Raw genomic sequence first — 19,308 nt, forward strand, 5'->3', positions numbered from 1 at the left:
TTGTCAACTGCTCTATATTCTAATGAACTGCACTATAAAGTCATTTTATAATGGTTAGTTTGCATTAGTAAAACCAAATGAAAATAAAGTTGAGATCTTTATATTTTTTTCTAGCACTCTCCATACTACTTGTAACTTCTTGTTCTCAAGAATCTACTATCTCAAAGAAGAACGAGACCGTATTTAAAATAGGAGATCAACAAGAATGGGCTTCCTTTAAATTTAATGATCAAAACTGGCAAAAAAGATTACGGTTTGTGTCAGATGGTCAAGTTTTCTGGTCCAGAACCAAAATAGATATTTTAGAAGAACCAAACGCTTTAAAAACGTATGGCGTTTATTTACATACCTATGGAGAATATGAGGTTTTTTGGGATGGAGTATTAATTGGAAAAAACGGAAACCCGGGGCAAGAAGCAACGTCTGAGAAATCAGGCAAAATGTGGACTATTTATAATATACCTGATCATCTTACAAAAAAAGGCGCCCACGTATTGGCTCTACGATCAAGCCTTTATTATTTTCCTGACCATACAAGGATAACTGATTTACAAATAGATTATTATGATGATCTATTAACAGATCGAATTATAGAGTCCTCTTATATGCATCTTTTTGCAGGAGCATTTCTTATAGCTTCTTTTTATTTTCTATTTCTCTTTTTAAGTAATAAAAAGGAGTTTGCTACATTAATTTTCAGCATCAGTTGTTTTTTGTTTTTTGCTTTGATATTAGCGGAATTCATTAAAGCTTATCTTCCTATTCATTATAGTCAACATGTGATACGGTTACAGGTAATAGGTACTCTGATGTTTGGGATTTCTTTTTTAATCCCTTTTTATTTTTCCATGCAGTTTCCATTTCCTAAACGAAAATTACTATTTATTATATATGTAGGTCTTTTATTATACATATTTTTTTCAAAATATGTTTTCGAATTGACAACCAATAACATGGTGTTGAGTATGTGGTTGTTTTCTTTTGGTATTGTGGCATCTGGAGTTTATAAAAAAATAAAAGGAGCTCGATTGGTCCTTATTACTTTATTATTATCAGTACTTATAGGCTTCATCACTCCTTTTAATAAAAGTTTATTTGTAGGTTTTAGTTTGATCCTTTTGGGTATGTTTTATTTACTTTCTCTTAGAATTAAAGAACAACGATTAGCGTATGAAACTTCTTTGGTTCAATCTACACGTCTACGCTTGGAGCTACTCAAAAAGAATATTCAGCCTCATTTTTTAATGAATACACTAACTTCATTAATAGATTGGGTAGAAGAAACTCCTAAAAAAGGAGTCTTATTTATAGAAGCCTTAGCCAAAGAATTTGATCTCTTTAATCAGATAGAAAATCAAACATTGATTCCTATTATGCAAGAGATAGCTCTTTGCCGTTCACATTTAAAGATCATGGAATATCGAAAAGAAATCAATTATTCATGGGAAGAAGAAGGTATAGATGTTAAACAAAAAATACCACCAGGAATTCTTCACACACTATTAGAAAATGGAATTACGCATAGCTTACCTAAGGAAGACAACAGTATCAAATTTAAGCTTGTTTATGAATCGAATACTAACTACAAGTGTTATACTTTTTTAACATTTGCTACTTCTATAAAGCAAGAATTGGGCATAAAAAAAGAAGGCACAGGGTTGAAATATATCAAGGCTCGATTGACAGAGAGTTATCAAGAACAATGGGGATTTACTTCAGAGTCAGTGCATCATGGATGGAAAAATACCATAAAAATATATTCTTAATAAAATGAAGGTTTTAATTATTGAAGATGAATCTCGTATCGCCAAAAGAATTGAACGAATGACTCGTGAAATTCTTGGTGACACCTTACAATCATTATATAATGTTAATACACTTCATGAAGCGTTAAGACATATTGAAAGTAATCCATTAGACCTTGTCCTTTTAGATTTGAATCTTAATGGCAAAAACGGTTTTGATCTAATCACAACAGCGGTTTCTAAATCGTTTCATACTATTATTATTTCCGCTTATAGAGACCAAGCTATTACTGCGTTTGAATATGGTGTATTAGATTTTGTTCCAAAACCTTTTAACAAAGAACGATTAGAACAGGCATTTAACAGAACCATTAAAAAAGAAAAACCAATAACAAGTACAGTTAAATTTTTAGCGGTAAAAAAGCGATATAAAGTACAATTAATAGCTATTGAAAAGGTGCTCTACATTAAGGGCGCTGGCGCCTATACCGAGCTTTTTCTAGCAGATGGAAAAAAAATGTTACATGATAAGTCACTTGAAAAATTAGAACAGTTGTTATCTTCCTCTTTTGAGCGCATTCATAAATCTTATTTGGTAAGGATATCTGAGATAAAAGAAATATTAGTAAAACCTGGAAGCAAGTATATGGCTGAACTCAACAATGGAGAGCTTCTTCCTATCGGAAGAACAAAATACAAAGACATAAAAGCGAAGTGGTTTTAGATTAGTTTCTTTATTAAAGTACTTAATAGCATATATAGTTTTCAAAAAATCTTTCCTCCTTGAAATGAATTAAGTATAAACTCACTGATTTTATCAAATACGCAATTCATCCTTAAAAAAGCGCAATTCAGTACAATCATTTCTGTAAATAATGTAGCTTTCTGGATATTCGAATAACTTAAAACAGTTATTTATGATTCGAGTACAAAACCTTTCTAAATCATTTCAAAATATACAGGCTGTAAATGATATTAGTTTTACCATTAAAAAAGGAGAAATTTTCGGGCTCTTAGGTCCCAATGGTGCTGGAAAGTCTACCACACTCAATATGATGAGTACCATTTTAAAGAGTGATACAGGGCATATTTATGTCGATGGTAAAAATGGAAATGACCATCCAAAAAAATGTAAACACTTGATTGGGGTTGTCCCTCAAGAGATATCCTTATATGAAGATCTTTCTGCTTATAAAAATTTGCTATTCTGGGGAAATTTATATGGGATTCCTTCTCATATATTAAAAGATAGAATTCATACTACGCTAGAGTTGATTGGATTATTAGATCGAAAAAAAGATCTGATCAAAACCTATTCAGGAGGAATGAAACGAAGGATCAATATTGCTGCAGCATTGTTGCATCATCCAAAAGTATTGTTTATGGACGAGCCTACTGTAGGTATTGACCCGCAGAGTAGAAGTCATATTTTTGAAGTTATCGAAACTCTCAATAAACAAGGAATGACGATTGTTTATACTACACATTATATGGAAGAAGTAGAACGCTTGTGTGATCGTATTGCCATTATAGATTCTGGAAAAATCATAGCACAAGGGACACAAGCACAATTAAAAGAATTGGTACCAACGAAAGAAAGTATTCAGTTCGAATTTAATTTTCTTTCAGAAAGTAATGTAAATGAGCTAAGGGAACGTCTTCCTTATACAATGACTCGAAACAAAAACAAGTTGCTAATAGAAAGTACAATAAAAGAACTTTCTAAAATAGTTATAGTTTGTAATGAATTGAAACTAAATATCAAAGACATTCAACTAAACAAAGTGAACTTGGAAGCAATCTTTTTAAGTCTAACTGGAAAACAATTAAGAGATTAATAAATATCACAATCATCCATTTATAAAATAAGCTAGTATGATAATCACTATTTTAAAAAAAGATCTGAGATTGTATTTCTCAGATAAAAAAGGGGTCCTCGTTACCTTTTTATTGCCTATTATTATGATTACGCTATTTGCATTTGCATTTGGAGGTGTCGGGAAAAAGAAAAGTGCTCCCAAACCTTTAGGAATATTAGTTGTTGATAAAGATTCTACAGCAACTTCTCAAGAATTGATAACTAAATTAAACAACCTCCAAACCATTCGTTTGATTCCTTCTGAAGAAGAGAAAGCATTAGATCGTGTTAGAAAAGGAGATAATGTTGCTGCGTTAATTTTTGAAAAAGGATTTTCAGAAGCTATTACTACTGATGCAAATCTGCCAGTAGAATTAAAATACGATGCAGCTAGAGATTTACAAATGCGAATTGTACATACACTTTTAAAAGAAGGTTTTAAATATCATTTAAAAAAAGAAGATGCACCTAACGAAATAAAACTTAAAACAACTTCTTTAATCAAAGAGAGTTCTACTAAGGCACACCCTGGATTGGTGCAAGCAGTAGGTGGTACAGCAATTATGATGCTATTATTTAGTATTGCCGCTATTGGCGGTGGATTGCTAGATGAAAAAGAAGCAGGGACTTTAAAACGTTTATTAATTGCTCCTGTAAAGCCATTATACATTTTACTAGCAAAAATGGGAACCGCCATGATAGTTTCTATTTTGCAATTAACGGTTATGTTTGTTTTTGCTTGGTTAGCATTTGGATTACCTATTTTTATGGACATGTCCTCATTGATTATATTGATTTTATGTATCTCATTTGCAGTTTCTAGTTTTGGAGTTTTCTTAGTATCCACGGTAAAAACACGTCAACAATTACAAGGAATGAGTACTATTATTATTATTCTGATGTCAGCAATTGGAGGAAGTATGATCCCGATTAGTATGATGCCAGCATTCATGCAAAATATTGCAATAATTAGTGTAAATTATTGGGGAATTGAAGGCTTCTTCGATATTTTTTGGAGGCAATTACCTTTGGTAGATGTTCTTCCTAAAATGGGAATTCTGCTAGCTATTGGTTTAGGAATGACATTGATTTCTACCATATTATTTAAAAAGAATATTATTGCAATAGAATAATTTATTTGTTAGATCTAAGATTTTCAATAACCTGTGCATCTACCCAGAAGATATCCATGTTTTCGTATTTATCGGTTGGCTTTACTTTACCTACGTTCCTGTTAAAGAAAAGGTATTTTCCGTCTGGCGTTACACGTGCGCTAGATTCTGAAGCAGTTGTGTTTACCTTGTCACCTAAATTTATGGCCTCACCCCATGAACCATCTTGTTGGCGAAAACTGACATAAATGTCTGCTTTGCCATATCCGCTATCTCTTCAACTATCCCAAAGAATGTATGATTCATCATGCGCAATGAAAGGGTGAGCATTTGTGATTTCTTGAGCGTAATTTAATGTTGTTTTTTTAATGCATCTATTCTTTCTTTATGATTTTTACTATTACTAATTTCATAGGCTTTTGTGGCATATTTAAGTGCATTTTTAAAATCATTTTGATCTTCATAATAATCAATCATTGAATCATAAGCATTGGCATTTTTAGGATAATTTTTAATGTTAAGCTTAAAAAAAGCAAATGATTTTGATTTTGGATTGGGATTTAAAACCGATACCCTAATTGATTGATAAACCCTTCATCAGGTTTTACAGTATAACCAAAGTATTCAGATGTTTTTTTGTAATGATTTTCAATAAAATTTATCAAATAATCCGGAGTAGCAATTGGTTTTCTGAATTCATCATTAATATTGAAATAATATCAAGAAAAAACAGATTTTAATCCGTCATATTCTGCTATGAGAGGAATACTGCCATGATTCTCTTTTTCATAATAATTCCATTCAAATCTCAACTTATTTTGAATATTTTTTGTGGCTGTTTCGTTGAATTTTAAAATGGATCAAATATGGGTTGTTGCATCTGAGGTATCTTGCTTTACTCGTATAATATCCATATGCTCTCTTAATGTATTTGCTACTGCTAAAAATAGTGATTTGTTGTCAAACTTTTTTTGTTTTAAAATGTTTGTTGCTTCTTTAAGTAGTTCTTGATTATCCCACCACAAGCTTGGGTCAATCGCTATATAATTACTAAAAAATTCAGGATGATGAATTAACGTATTGATAACTAATAACCCACCTAAAGAATGCCCTATAACTGTTCTGTGTGATGTTGCAGGATATGTTTTTCCAATATATGGAATGAGTTCTTGATCTAAAAAAGCTGTAAATCTCTCACCGCCTCCATTAGTTCCTTCTGGAATACGACGACCATCCCTAGATACCTCCATAGTTGTTGGTGTTAAATCTAACATCCGATTTGTATTAGGAATCGCGACAATGATCATTTTAAGGATCTGACTATGTCTAACTAAGTAATTCATTAAAGTTATAGCTCCTTCAAAATGCACATTTCCATCAAGAAGATAAAGTACCGGGTTTTTTCGATGTATCTTTAGGTATATGAATCCAAATAGGGCGTTCCTCTCCTAAAATTTCTGAATAGATACGATCAATTTTTCCATTATAAATTTCAAGTATAGTTGTACCCTGTTGTTGAAAAGCATAAAGTTGATAGTTTATACATGAAATAGTGATTAAAAATAATAGAATAATTTTTTTCATCAGTATGTTGATTTTTATAGGCATTAAAGTTATATCTCTCTTTAGATATATAAATGATTACTTACTCTTAAATATTTTTAAAAAATGTAGAAATCTAACTTAAATTTGATTTAATCTATAATTATCAAAATTAAGGGTTTCCATACAATTAATTATACATTGTGTTTGGTGTATTTTTTTTACTCAGCTACCAATATTCAAAGATTCTAGATATTTTTCCTTTTTTAAACTCAAAAAATGTCATTTGAGGATCTCTTTTTATAATTTTATTATTTATTTTATCAATGTAAGCTCTTTCAACTACTACTGCATTTAATCCTGCTATCTTATTTGTTATTTCAATATCTACGGCTGTGCCATCATATCTGCCATTTTTTTGATTTCTTATATATCCATTATACAAATCTTCTCTGATATATGTTCCTCCATATTTTGGGTGGACATAAGTAAAGTCTTCTGTAAAAAGCTCAAAAATTTTATCGATATCTTCTACCATTGAATTTGCTTGAAATACGATTAAGTTTAAATCATAATATTTTTTAACTACAATTTCTAATGAATCTTTATGAGCGCTTGTAGCATCTTGGGCAATAATTTGATTTGTAGCCAAAAGAATTGAAAAAAGAGTAACTAATGTTTTTAGATGAGTTTTCATATTTAATTTTGGTTGTTTATTGAATTTTCACTGATTTACAATTTCTTTAATTCTTAGATTGTATACTAAAAAAAACAGGTTGATATAATTTTTTACAATTTTCATTTTTAATGGTTTATTCTAATGAGTTAGGCAACGTTTTTCTCACGCTATTAAAATACAAGATGAAAGAAATTCCCAAAGTAAAAATGGTTAATAGTACTGCGGAAACTCCAGTTGTAATATCGAATTCAAACATAGCTTTTACAGACGCTCTAAAAATACTCGGCAAATAGAAAGTCCAACTTAAAGCAATGATTATTCCAATAGTTAACAAGAGATTCGGTACTATTTTTCTTGAAGTTCCTATTGGTTTTCCTTTTCTTAACCATTTTTTACAAACCATTATAAAAATAATCAGAAATAATAAAACTAAAAACGGCAGATTTCTTACTGGATTAAAATAAATTTTAGAAGGTTTAAATGGTTCTTTATCTAAAAGAATACTTAAAACACCTAAACTTGTTAAAAATGCACTTTCTCCATAATTATTGGCTAAGACGATAATAGTTTTTTCTATTTCTGGGACAACTACCATAGCCGTATTGAAACTTTGTGTTAAACCGTTGTGAAAAAAGATTTTAGTACCTCTATATTGGTTGGTCGACCATCCTAAAGCATAATCTGCATTATTTTCTTCATTACGCTTAAATAATTGATCTGTTATGTTTTTTGAAATGACTGATGTTGAGTCATTATTAAAAGAATTCATAATTTCCCTTAAATACATTGACATGTCATTGGCATTACTATTTATATAGCCCCCAGAGATATCAACTTTATTATAATTATTTTCTGAAATCGGAATTATAGGATAATACAGAAATGGTTGGTATCCTTGAGCAATATTACTTGGCAATACAGCACTTGTATTTTTCAACTTTAATAAATCCGTTATTTCCTCTTTTAAGACTACACTATATTCTTTACCTGTAATTTCCTCTATTATATAAGTAAGAATTTGATAGTTAGTATTTGAATAGTCAAAATCTTTTATTGGATATTTATCTACTTTAACACTTTTTAATAATTCAATAAGTTTTAATATAACGCGTTCATCACTCATATCCTTATCGGGGAAGAAAGCTAAACCTATTTCGGCCGGTTGACCAGAAGCATGATTCAATAAATTTTTTATGGTTACTTTATCTGACACCTCTTTATTTTTATATTCAAACCACGACAAATACTTGACTACCGGGTCATGAATACTTAATAGTCCCTTTTCCTGAAGGCGCAATATCATCAAAGCTGTAAATGACTTACTGGTTGAACCAATAATAAAATTATCTTCTATAGAGACATTCCCAAAACTTTTAATATATTCTATTCCATCTTTATTTGAAACAGCAACGACCATACCTGGAACATTGTAATTGTTTTTAATTACTTCAAGATATTGAGTTATCTTATTTTTATTACTCTCAGGTGTACTTTGAGAGAAGGCAATGTTCAGCGTTAAACAAAACAATATTATAAAATTCTTCATATTTTAATGTTTTTAAATTTTTCTTCTGATTTCTTACTTTTAACCTCTTTGAGTACCCATTCTAATTCTGGATCTCTTTTTTCTAAACGATCTTGGACTGTTGGCAAGATTTCTATATCAGGCCTCACACCGTATCCATCCGGACTTACTTTAAAAGGAGTATCCATATAAATTAAACCTATACGAGCTCGGATTTTAGTATTTGGCAATTCGTAAATTTTAAATTGCCCTGCTACTGTTCCATTATATGCTCCTCCAGTTTCTTCTCCTACAAGAGTAGCGCGTCTATTACCTTGTAATTGTGTTGACAATGTTGATGATGCTGAAAATGAATTTCCATTAATAAGCACATAAATAGGACCTCTATAATGTAACAGATTTGGTTCTTTTTCTTTAGAAGCAGAAAACTTATAGTATAATTTACCTCCCTTTCTATTTGTTTTTAATAAATCTTGAGTAATAATTATTGGAGAAAGAATAACACTATATATTTTGCTACCAATTGATCTAGTATTACTCATTAACACTTTAAATGTAAGCATACGACTATTCACTTCTCCATAATTAACCATTTTAAAGATTTTATTAGTGAGATAGGTATATAAGTGTGTTATTTCTTTTAATCTACCTCCTCCATTATCTCTTAAATCAATTATTAATGCTTTTGAACCACGCTTATCTATTTCAGCAAAAGTTTCTGCATAAAACTCCTTATATTTTCCATTGGTAAACCCTCTTATTTTTAATACAGCTACTGAGCTATCCTTACCTACAAAATTTAAGTTTCGTGTATATTCTTTTCGAGAAGCAATGTAGCCATACTTGCTATTATACTTCTTTAGTGCTTTTCTTTCAGTTTTTTTGACTCGCTTTTCTTCTTTAGTGAGCTTCTTTTTATTTGAACCTGTTTTAGTTGAATCACTCTTTACTTTTGTTAATTCAGGTTTAAAGGTTTTTCTATATTTTTTAACAAAAATAGAATCAGAATTCTTAAGAGTTAATGTAATACTATCAAAGCGCCCTTTATCTATCCTATAATACCCCATAAACCATCTACCGACAGCTCTATTTTGACGCGTCTTATTATAACCATCTGAACCAATTATTTTTTTATATTTTGTAATCAACTCTTGAGGAGTTTCTTCATTTACTTTTACAACTTCACTACCTATCAATATAGAATCTTTGCCTCTTGCATTAACAATCCATAGTTTTCCATTTAAATACTCATAATCCAAATTATCAATATCAAACTTAGAATCTTTTAATGCTTTACGTTCTTTTTTTAAAAGTCGTTTCTCTGGAAGTCTTAAAGTTATATGTCCTTGACCTATTTGTTTTTTGACTGCTGCCAATTGCATAAAAAATGTACGGCTATCAACAGGTTTATTAATTGCCGTTTTTAAGCTATCAAATTTAAAATCTAAGGTTTCTTTAGATGTAAATTGATATATATGTGGATGGTGACGCTTTAACTGTGTGTAAAATTTATTTATATCTTCGTGTAAATCTGCTACAGGATGTAATTTTGTAATTTGAAGATTGTGTTTCTCTACTGATGCGCAAGAGACACATAAAATAATTAAGCAGAGTAAGGATATTTTTTTTGTCATTCTTAAATTGATGAATTTTAGTTATATAGATATAGACGTTATTTTTATATAAGTAGTTGCCTAAGAAAGAAAACTTAACATATCTTTCATTCCTATAATGAAAAAGCAAATTGATGTAATTTTTGATAACCTTATTTTTAATGATTTATTCTTATAAAGTCATTGCAACTATACGTAGCCTTCCTCTCCTATTGTTTTAATAAGCTTACAACCTTCTAAGTGTCCAGGTTTCATCACCTATATCATTATCTCCAAACTCTATGTCTTCTATTAGTCTAGTTTCAAAAATTAGCGTTGTTTCATTAAGGGTAGTAATTTCAGCAGTCACAGCAAGCGAATCAACAATAAGAGTTAAAGTATTTCCATTAATAATATAAGTAATATTATCCTCTACAAAGACACATTCTGTAAAACTATCAAAAGCTGTGAGAATACCTGTACTACCATTATTAAACACTATTGAAGGCACGTCATCGCAATCGCTCGGAAAAGGTGTTATCTCTCCACTAGAAGTCTCAACAATACTAAGGATTTCAAACTCTCCTACGATAAGCTTTTGTTGGTCATTGTTATCATCATCTGACGAACATGATAAAATAAGTAATGCCATAAGGCTACAAAGTAGTCGATAAGGGTTGTTATACAAGTTTGTTGTTAAAAGAAATCGTTTTTTCATTATTATAAAATATTAAAGGGTTATAAATTAATTGGAATAGAAACACTCGGTGTTCTTACTATCCTGTATCTATCATAGATCAAACTTTATTGATTACGTTTATAAAATTATAGTTTAACCCCACTTTAATGTACTAAATAGGATAAACACCATAATTAAATGATAAAACTATTTCGTCATTGATAAGCTGATTTTGTAAAAATACAGGCACAAAAAATACTGGGTTTGTAAAATCTTGCAAAAGATGCCTTTTTCTCTTAATCTATTCAATGTATATTATGCCAACCGCTCTATATCTTAATGAACTACTCGAAAAAGTTGTTTAATAATAGTCAAGCTTACATTTATAAAATAAAATGATCTTATACTTCAGCTCTATTATTTTTTAGGTCTATATGCTTCGATAATCTTTGCATCTACCCAGAAGATATCTGTGTTTTCGTATGTATCGGTTGGTTTTACTTTACCTACGTTCCTGTTAAAGAAGAGATATTTTCCATCTGGTGTTACACGTGCACCAAACTCTGAAGTATTTGTGTTTATTTTATCGCCTAAATTTATGGCTTCACTCCACGAACCATCTTCTTGACGAAAACTGACATAGATATCTGCTTTACCATATCCGTTATCTCTTCTACCATCCCAAAGAATATAGGATTCATCAGGTGCAATGAAGGGGTGAGCATTTGCACTTCCTGTGTTGATTTCTTTACCAAATGGTTTAGGTTCATCTCGTTTTCCGTTTATAAGTCGTGAGTACCGAAGAATGCCTTCTCCCATAGCGTCAAAAACATAGGTGCTTTTAGAAGAAGTAGTTAAACTCATAATAGGAATATCTTTAAATGGAACACCAAGACTTTTTATCTCTGACCAATCACCAGATTCAGTTCGCTCTTTATATCTTCTGCCCAAATGCATGATCTTACCATCGGGTGAGATAAAAGCTTGCCCTACTCTAGGTGATACAACTAATTTTTGCCATTGATTATCCTCTTTTTTAATCATCATAAACACCTGTTTTTTATCTTCTTCAGTGTTTCCTATTTCTCTAAGGAAATAAAATTCTTTTAGGTCGGGTGTAAAGACACCACCAATCTCCCAGTCATCAGTAGTTACAATGCCTGGAGCAAAAGGTTCAGGTGTAAGACCTGGTGGTTTTTGACCTAAATAAAGATTTTCTTTGTTTGAAGAATCATTCTGTTTTTTAAGATGTTCAATTATAAGTGCATCAACCCAAAATATATTGGCATAACTATCCTCAAAGCTTTCTCCCAATTTTACTCGGTGGAAGAAAAAATATTTCCCATCTGGAGTAACACTTCCAAAAGCGTCCTCCATATCAGAATTTATTTCTTCTCCCATATTAATAGCATTACCCCATGAACCATCTTCTTGACGAAAACTAATATACAAATCAGAGTCGCCATGCCCATTTTCTCTAACACTATCCCAAATTAGATAACTTTCATCTGGTGCAATGAAGGGATGACCTGTATATTTTCCTTTGTTGAACACTCCATTCATTGCTCGTGGTTTTTCACGAATACCGTCAATTATTTTAGAAACCCTGATAGTACCTATTGTATCTCGTTCATCAAAAACATAAGTTCCTAATGAAGAAGATGTAAGACGCATGATAGGAATTTTATCGAAATTAGATCCTAAACTTTTTTCTTCTGACCAACCAGAAGAGGTTTTCTCTCTATATTTATTTCCCAAATGCATTGTTTTACCATCTGTAGATATAGCCACTTCCCCAGTGCGATCTTCTGCGTATGTCTCATGCCACTTACCATTTTCATATTTAATAATATGCGTTTTAGGCTTTTCACCTTTTACCTGTCTGGTAAAAAAGAACTCCTTCATACCAAGTGCAAAAACACCCTCAATTTCCAGATTATCTGTTGAAACCATACCAGGCGCAAACGGTTCTGGAATGAGGCCAGGTGGTTTTTGTCCAAGATAAGAGCTTTCTGAAGCAGAGACATCATTAGTCACAGATTCCTGTTTTTTGGTATTGCAAGCATTAAGAAATAATGTTCCTGCAATAAGGAACGTAAAATGTATTTTTTGCATTGATGACAATTTGTGTTATAGATTATTCTTTAGGCCTTAGATCTTCAATCACCTTTGCATCCATCCAATAAGGGTTACCTGCTAAAACTCTACTTCCATCTTCTTTAGTCTTAAAATATCCTCTCCAAAAAGTAAAATACTTTCCATCGGGTGTTACTTTAGGGCGTTGTTCATAGACTGGGGTGTTTATTTGATCGCCCATATTAATTGCTGTTCCCCATGAACCATCTTTCTGTCTAAAACTAATATAGACATCAGGTCTGTTTTCATTTTCCTTTTCAGCATCCCACATTAAATAGGATTCATCTGGCGCTATAAAAGGATGAGCAATGTACTTCCCTCTATTAATCGCGCTACTCATTTTCTGAGGGGTTTCGTACTTGCCATTTATAAGACGAGAATACCCCATATAACCACTGCCATCCGAATCTAAAACATAGAAATAATACGTTCCTATAGCAGATAGTGTCCCTCCCCAAATAGGAATATCCTTGAAAGGCTCTTGACTATTCAATTCTTTATACCTGGGACTGAACCGCTCTCTATAATTATCGGTGTCAGATGAAGGAATAGATTTTCTAATCCAGTTATCATCTTTGTATTCCATAACAATTAATCTCTCAGGTTCGCCATTTACTCCACTAGCTCTGGCAAAAGAAAGTTCTGTCATATCTGGTAGAAACAAAACTTCAGTTTCAATATGTTCTTCAGTAGAAACAACACCAGGTGCAAACAATTTAGGAGTAAGACCTGGTGGTTTTTGCTTCAGATAGCGATTTTCTATAGGTGGAAAATTGGAATTATTTCCTTTCTGTTTTATGCTATTACAGGCATTAAGAAATAGTGTTCCTGCAATAAGTAAAATAAAATGTGTTTTTCTCATGGTCATTACTTTTTTATTCTGAAGCCACACGAAATCCAAAATACTCATATACTTCACCACTACTATCATTACCTCCATAACGAAAAGCAAGATTGGTATTGAAGTTCCAGCTACCACTTCGAATTACCCTGGCTTCTCCTTCTGCAGCTCCTTTAGGATTTTTTTTAGGACTGTTTGCATAATAATCGGCTGCAAATATATCCATACACCATTCCCAAACATTACCACTCATATCGTAAAGTCCTAATTCATTGGCTTTTTTACCTGCTACTGGATGAGCTTTATTATTTGAATTGTCTCTAAACCAACCTACTTCATCTATATTGTTTCCTCCACTATGCTTATATCCTTTGGATTTTTTGCCTCCACGTGCAGCATATTCCCATTCAGCTTCGTAAGGAAGTCGTACTTTTTTACCTAGTTTATTAGAAAGCCAATTCGTATAATTAATAGCATCTTGCCAAGTTACATTTACTATGGGGTAATTATCTTGCCAACCCCAACTAGGTTCTTTGGGCATAGTTACTCCTGTTTCATTGCAATAATAGCGATATTGTGCAACGGTAACTTCGGTTTCACTTATACGAAAACTATTTAGATTTACTTTGTGAGTAGGTCGTTGATTTTCTCTACCTAAACCTGTTTCGTCTCCCATTATAAAAGCTCCGCCTTTTATATGAACAAATTTTGGCAGCTTTTGTCCAAAGCTAATACCTGTTATAAATAGAAGAATTAAACATAATAATCGTGTTATTTTTTTCATTGTTTTTAGTTTTATTATTTTCAACATATAGTACATACTATTTCAATCTATGTATGTTATTTTACAAACATATCAAGTAAAATCAATGAAAAATTGTAAAATGGACGAACCGTGTCTTCTAACAGAAATAAATGTTTTAGTAACGGAAAATCTGTTAACTCCGTAGAAAGTATAAATTGAGCATTAGATTATTAAGATTCGTCTTTTTTAATAAAGTACCAGGTTCTTATTTTATATATTTATACGCTATGGCTAAAAGGAAAAATATAATTGATTGGGTTGTTCAGAACAGGTTAGTTTCACACTTTATATTTTGGTCTATACTGTTTATAAGTTTACCGTTATTGGCTGCATTAAATGATGGAAGCATAAAAAAAGCTATCATCTTCTCAAATCTAACCTATTTACCTGCCCAATTATTAGCCAGTTATTTTCTACTTTATTATCAAGTTCCTAAACTTTTATTCAAAAAAAAATACTTCAAGTTTGTAGTGTCTTTTTTAATATCTGCATACGTATTTTTAGTTATTTCTGAGCTTTTCTATTTGTATTTGTTTGAAGTATTTAGCCCTAACGATAGCAACGATAAAACTTTTATAGAAATATTAAACTCCCCATTTCATTTGGCTGTAGTTTATTTTCCCAGAGTATATGTTGTTGTTTTCTTAATGTTTATAGTAAAAGCTTTTAAGGATCGTTTTGAAGAGCGTCACCAGTTAGAAGTCTTACAAAAAGAAAAGGCGAATACCGAGCTTAAATTTTTAAAAGCGCAAACTAACCCCCATTTTTTGTTTAATACTCTAAATAATCTATATTCATTAACACTAGAAAAATCTGAAAAAGCTCCTGAAGTCGTTTTAAAATTATCTGATATGCTAGATTATATGTTGTATCGGTGTAAAGATCCTGAGGTGCCAGTAAAGCAGGAAATTGATTTGATACAAGATTATATAGACTTAGAATCATTACGTTATGGTAATAAGTTAACATTGAGTTTTACACACCATCTTCATGACCCTAATGTGATGATAGCGCCTTTAATCTTAATATCATTTGTCGAAAATGCTTTTAAACATGGTGCAAGTAATAATCTAAACAATTCGGTAATTAATATTGAATTAACTACAGATCAAAACCAACTTTGTTTTAAAGTTTTTAACACCCTACCTGTTAATACGCAAGACAATAAAGTAGACTCTTCCCGTTCTGGAATTGGGTTTTCCAATTCGCAAAGGCAATTGGAACTAAATTATAAAAATAATTATGATTTGAAAAACACAAAGACAGGTACTAGTTTTGAGATTGTATTAACTATTAATTTGAAATGATATGGGAATAAAATGTGTTGTTATAGATGATGAACCTCTAGCTATTAAAGTGCTTGAAAAACATATAAAACAAGTTCCTGAACTAGAGCTTATAGCAACCTTTGATAATCCTATTACCGCTGGGCAGTTTCTTCAAAGTAATGTTGTTAATCTCTTGTTTTTAGACATTCAAATGCCTGTGGTTACTGGTATTGACTTTATAAAAAATACGAGTATACAGCCCAAAGTGATATTAACAACAGCCTACAGAGAATATGCTTTAGAAGGCTATGAATTAGATATCATTGACTATTTATTAAAGCCAATATCCTTTATTCGGTTTTATAAAGCCATAAATAAGTACAATGCGTTGAATGCAAGCACCCAACATACTTTAGGTGAGCCATTAGAAATAAATAATGGCACAGTAGATCACATCTTTGTAAATTCAAACAAAAGGATGATTAGAATTGAGCTTGGTACTATTTTATATATAGATAGTATTAAAGATTATGTACGGATACACACTACAAATGATACCATAACCACAAAAGATAAAATAAGCACTTTTGTACAAAAACTATCTGCAGATTTTTTAAGGGTTCATCGTTCTTATATTATAAACACTAAAAAAATTGCTTCTTTAACCGCAAAAGATGTTGTTTTACTTGGAGGTATTGAAATCCCTATTGGCGCTTCTTATAAAGAAATTATTAAATTGATTAATAATTAATAACGTTAAAACTTTAATTATTTAGACCTTTCTGATAACCTTCATCATTTATTTATCTATATTAAAGAATTAAGAACGCCTTATACATGACTGTGAATCAATTAAATGTATGTTTGACTTATATTTATCTTTTTATTAATAAAAAAATATTACTCGATTAATATTTACTTGATAAATATGAAAATAGATTACGTTGTACTAGCTATGTAGTTCATCGATGAAACTCCTTTTCAGCGAAAAAAAACTATAACACAACAAACAAATTTGATATAAAATGTAGCAATTACGATCTTTAATTATGTTAAACCCTTAATCTATGGACGCGAATCTATCACTATTCAATCAGATCAATAGTTTATCGTATTGGTTTTTATTAGAGAGTAATTATAAAAGTTCTATAATGTTTGATGCTGAAAAAGACACCTATTATATAAAAATAAAAAAAGGTAGTCAACGACTTTACACACATCATATTAGTCATTTTAGTACTAAAAACAAACGTTTTTTACAATTTGAATTGGCAGCTATTGTTAATAGTTTACTCCACATTAAAGAAACTATTGTTAGCAAACAAAAAAAAATAGCTAATTGAATGGTTTTGAAACTACATTAGTGCAGGTTTTTTTTAATAAGAAAGACCTCTATTAATATTTTTAATTGCTTTTCAATTTAAATTGATTATTTAAAAAATCTGCCCCTCAAAACTATAAGTAAGATACCATTCAAAGAATAAACAACTATAATATTAACTAAAAAAAAACCTACACAACTTATATTGTTAACTTTTGTGAAACTATTTTAACAAATAGTTAAGCTAATAAATATGAATTTTTATTGGTTGTGAACTAAAAGAACTTGTTCTTTATTTTACTAGTGTAACTTTTACAGCATTCATTCCTTTTTGCCCTTTTTCCAGTTCAAAAGAAACTTTGTCATTTTCAGTAATTTCATCAACTAAGCCACTAACATGGGTAAAGTATTTTTCTTGATTTTCAGCATCAACTATAAATCCAAACCCTTTTGAAGAATCAAAAAACGATACTGTTCCATTTCTAATTGGATCAATTTCTTCTTTATCTCCTGCTAATGTTTTTGGAATACTTATTTCAATACTCTCAGCTTGTACTTTAATTTTTCTAGAAGGATCTGGCGGAGTATCTGTTAAATTACCATTATGATCTACATAGGCAAATTCAATTCCCTTTTTTCCATTCTCTTTCGCTTCAGCTTTTCGAGCTTCCATTTTCTTTCTCTTATCCTCACGTTTTTTTAAACGTTTTTTTTCTTTTTCACTCTTGTTAAATGTCTGTTGCGATTTTGCCATTCTTTTATTTCAAAATTTTAATCAATATTAGTAATTATCATTCAAAGATATCTCTTTACTTTAAACTATAAAGGGTATTATCCCTAGTTTTTTATATTAGCACAATTAAGATACTATATTTTAGATTAAATAATAGTAATTCTTACTTTTTTCTTTTTTAATCGAGTATTATTTAATTTAGAAACTAAGCTAGCAGCAATATTTGCTGGGATAGCTACAAATGCACAATCTTGTTTTAGCTCAATAAGGCCTAACTGATCTTTTGTAATATTACCTTGTTTAAAAAATAATCCAGCGATATCGCCTTTTGATATCTTATCTTTTCTTCCTCCAGAAATAAATAGAGTTTCCCAATTCATTATTTTTTTCTTAGCGTTGGGAAGAAGAGTTACATCTTTCATTTCAGAATTTTGAATAAATTCTGGTAAACTCTCATCTTTCCATTTAATAATATATGCGATCCCTTCTTCAGATACCCTAGCTGTTCTGCCATTTCTGTGAATAAACTCCTCTTTAAATAGAGGTAATTCATAATGAATAATATTTTTCATTTCTGGAACATCAATCCCTCTTGCTGCTAAATCGGTTGCAATTAATAATGGATTGGTTCCATTTCTAAATTTAATTAGAGAGCGCTCTCTATCTTTTTGTTCCATTCCACCATTAAAACAGCTATGACGTATATTTTTACTTTCTAAAAAAGCGCTTACACTTTGTATACTGTTTTTTAAATTACAAAATATAATACCTTGTTGGTTTCCTATGTAATTTAATAGTTGTAATAAAGTATCCAACTTATTTTTATCTGGAGAAATAACTGTTTTTAAGGTTAATTTTGAAGCTGAAACATTTAAATAGTTAATAATATTTGGGTTTTGTAAACCAACAAAATTTGGAATGGATATACCCTGTGTTGCAGAAGTTAATATGCGATTATTTAATGCAGGTAGCTTACTAATAATATACTTCATTTCGTGTTCAAAACCCACTTCTAGTGATTTATCAAATTCATCTAAAATTAAAGTATGAATATTATTTCTTAAAAAACGATTATTATCAAAGTGATCAGCAATTCTTCCAGGAGTACCTATTAAAATTGCTGGTAAATGTTTCAACTCTATTTTATCTTTTGAAATTGATCTACCTCCGTAAACGGCATTTACTTTATAACCGGACCCCATAGAGCGAATGACTTGTTCGATTTGAATTGCAAGCTCTCTAGATGGGACTAATATTAATACTTGAATATCTGCACATTCTATATCTAATTTGTCAAGCAATGGCAACGAAAAAGCTAATGTTTTTCCTGTTCCAGTTGGGGACAATAAAATTGTATTCGCATTTTTACTAATGCTAGAATGTGCTTCTTTTTGCATAGCATTTAATTCAGAAATATTTAATTTATTTAATATCTCTTCTTGCCTTTTTATTTGATTGGTCATTTATTTAAA

The 19,308-nt window shown here is 30.7% G+C and carries 17 protein-coding genes and 2 pseudogenes; 7 read left to right on the forward strand and 12 right to left on the reverse strand.

What is annotated here, in order from left to right; translation table 11 throughout:
• Positions 1-77: 77 nt before the first annotated feature.
• The 4 genes from D1817_09160 to D1817_09175 all read left to right on the forward strand — a co-directional run bounded on the left by D1817_09160 (position 78) and on the right by D1817_09175 (position 4,736).
• Entirely contained in the window at positions 78-1,766 is a 1,689-nt protein-coding gene (locus tag D1817_09160) for a regulator (protein AXT20045.1), read from the forward strand.
• Between the two features lie 4 nt (positions 1,767-1,770).
• Positions 1,771-2,469: a DNA-binding response regulator gene (locus D1817_09165; protein AXT20046.1), complete on the forward strand. Its 699-nt coding sequence runs from the start codon at positions 1,771-1,773 to the stop codon at positions 2,467-2,469.
• A 193-nt stretch (positions 2,470-2,662) separates the two neighbouring features.
• On the forward strand, positions 2,663-3,583 hold the full coding sequence (locus D1817_09170) for an ABC transporter ATP-binding protein (GenBank protein AXT20047.1): 921 nt from the start codon (positions 2,663-2,665) through the stop codon (positions 3,581-3,583).
• Between the two features lie 37 nt (positions 3,584-3,620).
• Positions 3,621-4,736 carry an ABC transporter permease gene (locus D1817_09175; protein ID AXT20048.1) on the forward strand — a complete coding sequence of 372 codons (1,116 nt, stop codon included), beginning with the start codon at positions 3,621-3,623 and terminating at the stop codon, positions 4,734-4,736.
• A 1-nt stretch (position 4,737) separates the two neighbouring features.
• On the opposite strand, the pseudogene D1817_09180 reads toward D1817_09175, so the two are convergent.
• The 10 genes and pseudogenes from D1817_09180 to D1817_09225 form a co-directional block, all read right to left on the reverse strand.
• Positions 4,738-5,085: pseudogene (locus D1817_09180) on the reverse strand (hypothetical protein).
• Between the two features lie 490 nt (positions 5,086-5,575).
• On the reverse strand, positions 5,576-6,139 hold the full coding sequence (locus D1817_09185; GenBank protein AXT20049.1) for an alpha/beta hydrolase: 564 nt from the start codon (positions 6,137-6,139) through the stop codon (positions 5,576-5,578).
• A complete protein-coding gene (locus D1817_09190; protein AXT20050.1) occupies positions 6,093-6,299 on the reverse strand; it encodes a hypothetical protein in 207 nt (68 codons plus the stop codon). Before D1817_09190 ends, D1817_09185 begins: the two co-directional genes overlap by 47 nt.
• 187 nt (positions 6,300-6,486) lie before the next feature.
• The gene (locus D1817_09195; GenBank protein AXT20051.1) at positions 6,487-6,954 is read right to left on the reverse strand and encodes a nuclear transport factor 2 family protein; all 468 of its coding nucleotides are present in this window, start codon (positions 6,952-6,954) and stop codon (positions 6,487-6,489) included.
• 115 nt (positions 6,955-7,069) lie between these two features.
• Positions 7,070-8,482: a class A beta-lactamase-related serine hydrolase gene (locus D1817_09200; protein AXT20052.1), complete on the reverse strand. Its 1,413-nt coding sequence runs from the start codon at positions 8,480-8,482 to the stop codon at positions 7,070-7,072.
• Positions 8,479-10,095: a peptidase S41 gene (locus D1817_09205; protein ID AXT20053.1), complete on the reverse strand. Its 1,617-nt coding sequence runs from the start codon at positions 10,093-10,095 to the stop codon at positions 8,479-8,481. Before D1817_09205 ends, D1817_09200 begins: the two co-directional genes overlap by 4 nt.
• 205 nt (positions 10,096-10,300) lie before the next feature.
• A complete protein-coding gene (locus D1817_09210; protein ID AXT20054.1) occupies positions 10,301-10,771 on the reverse strand; it encodes a hypothetical protein in 471 nt (156 codons plus the stop codon).
• A gap of 378 nt (positions 10,772-11,149) precedes the next feature.
• The gene (locus D1817_09215) at positions 11,150-12,847 is read right to left on the reverse strand and encodes a hypothetical protein (GenBank protein AXT20055.1); all 1,698 of its coding nucleotides are present in this window, start codon (positions 12,845-12,847) and stop codon (positions 11,150-11,152) included.
• A 22-nt stretch (positions 12,848-12,869) separates the two neighbouring features.
• Positions 12,870-13,616: pseudogene (locus D1817_09220) on the reverse strand (hypothetical protein).
• A 127-nt stretch (positions 13,617-13,743) separates the two neighbouring features.
• The gene (locus tag D1817_09225; protein ID AXT20056.1) at positions 13,744-14,529 is read right to left on the reverse strand and encodes a hypothetical protein; all 786 of its coding nucleotides are present in this window, start codon (positions 14,527-14,529) and stop codon (positions 13,744-13,746) included.
• Positions 14,530-14,741: 212 nt separating this feature from the next.
• Here D1817_09225 and D1817_09230 point away from each other — a divergent pair, with 212 nt between their 5' ends.
• The 3 genes from D1817_09230 (at position 14,742) to D1817_09240 (ending at position 17,125) form a co-directional block, all read left to right on the forward strand.
• On the forward strand, positions 14,742-15,821 hold the full coding sequence (locus D1817_09230; GenBank protein AXT20057.1) for a sensor histidine kinase: 1,080 nt from the start codon (positions 14,742-14,744) through the stop codon (positions 15,819-15,821).
• Between the two features lies 1 nt (position 15,822).
• The gene (locus tag D1817_09235; GenBank protein AXT20058.1) at positions 15,823-16,533 is read left to right on the forward strand and encodes a DNA-binding response regulator; all 711 of its coding nucleotides are present in this window, start codon (positions 15,823-15,825) and stop codon (positions 16,531-16,533) included.
• 400 nt (positions 16,534-16,933) lie between these two features.
• Complete coding sequence (locus D1817_09240) at positions 16,934-17,125, forward strand: hypothetical protein (GenBank protein ID AXT20059.1); 192 nt, start codon at positions 16,934-16,936, stop codon at positions 17,123-17,125.
• A gap of 270 nt (positions 17,126-17,395) precedes the next feature.
• Here the strand turns inward: D1817_09240 and D1817_09245 are convergent, their stop codons facing one another.
• Together D1817_09245 and D1817_09250 are read right to left on the reverse strand one after the other, a co-directional pair.
• Positions 17,396-17,857 (reverse strand): cold shock domain-containing protein, encoded by a 462-nt coding sequence (locus D1817_09245; GenBank protein ID AXT20060.1) that lies wholly within the window; start codon positions 17,855-17,857, stop codon positions 17,396-17,398.
• A 125-nt stretch (positions 17,858-17,982) separates the two neighbouring features.
• Entirely contained in the window at positions 17,983-19,299 is a 1,317-nt protein-coding gene (locus tag D1817_09250) for an ATP-dependent helicase (GenBank protein ID AXT20061.1), read from the reverse strand.
• Positions 19,300-19,308: the final 9 nt, after the last annotated feature.

This window comes from Flavobacteriaceae bacterium (assembly GCA_003443635.1).
Classification (GTDB): domain Bacteria; phylum Bacteroidota; class Bacteroidia; order Flavobacteriales; family Flavobacteriaceae; genus AU392.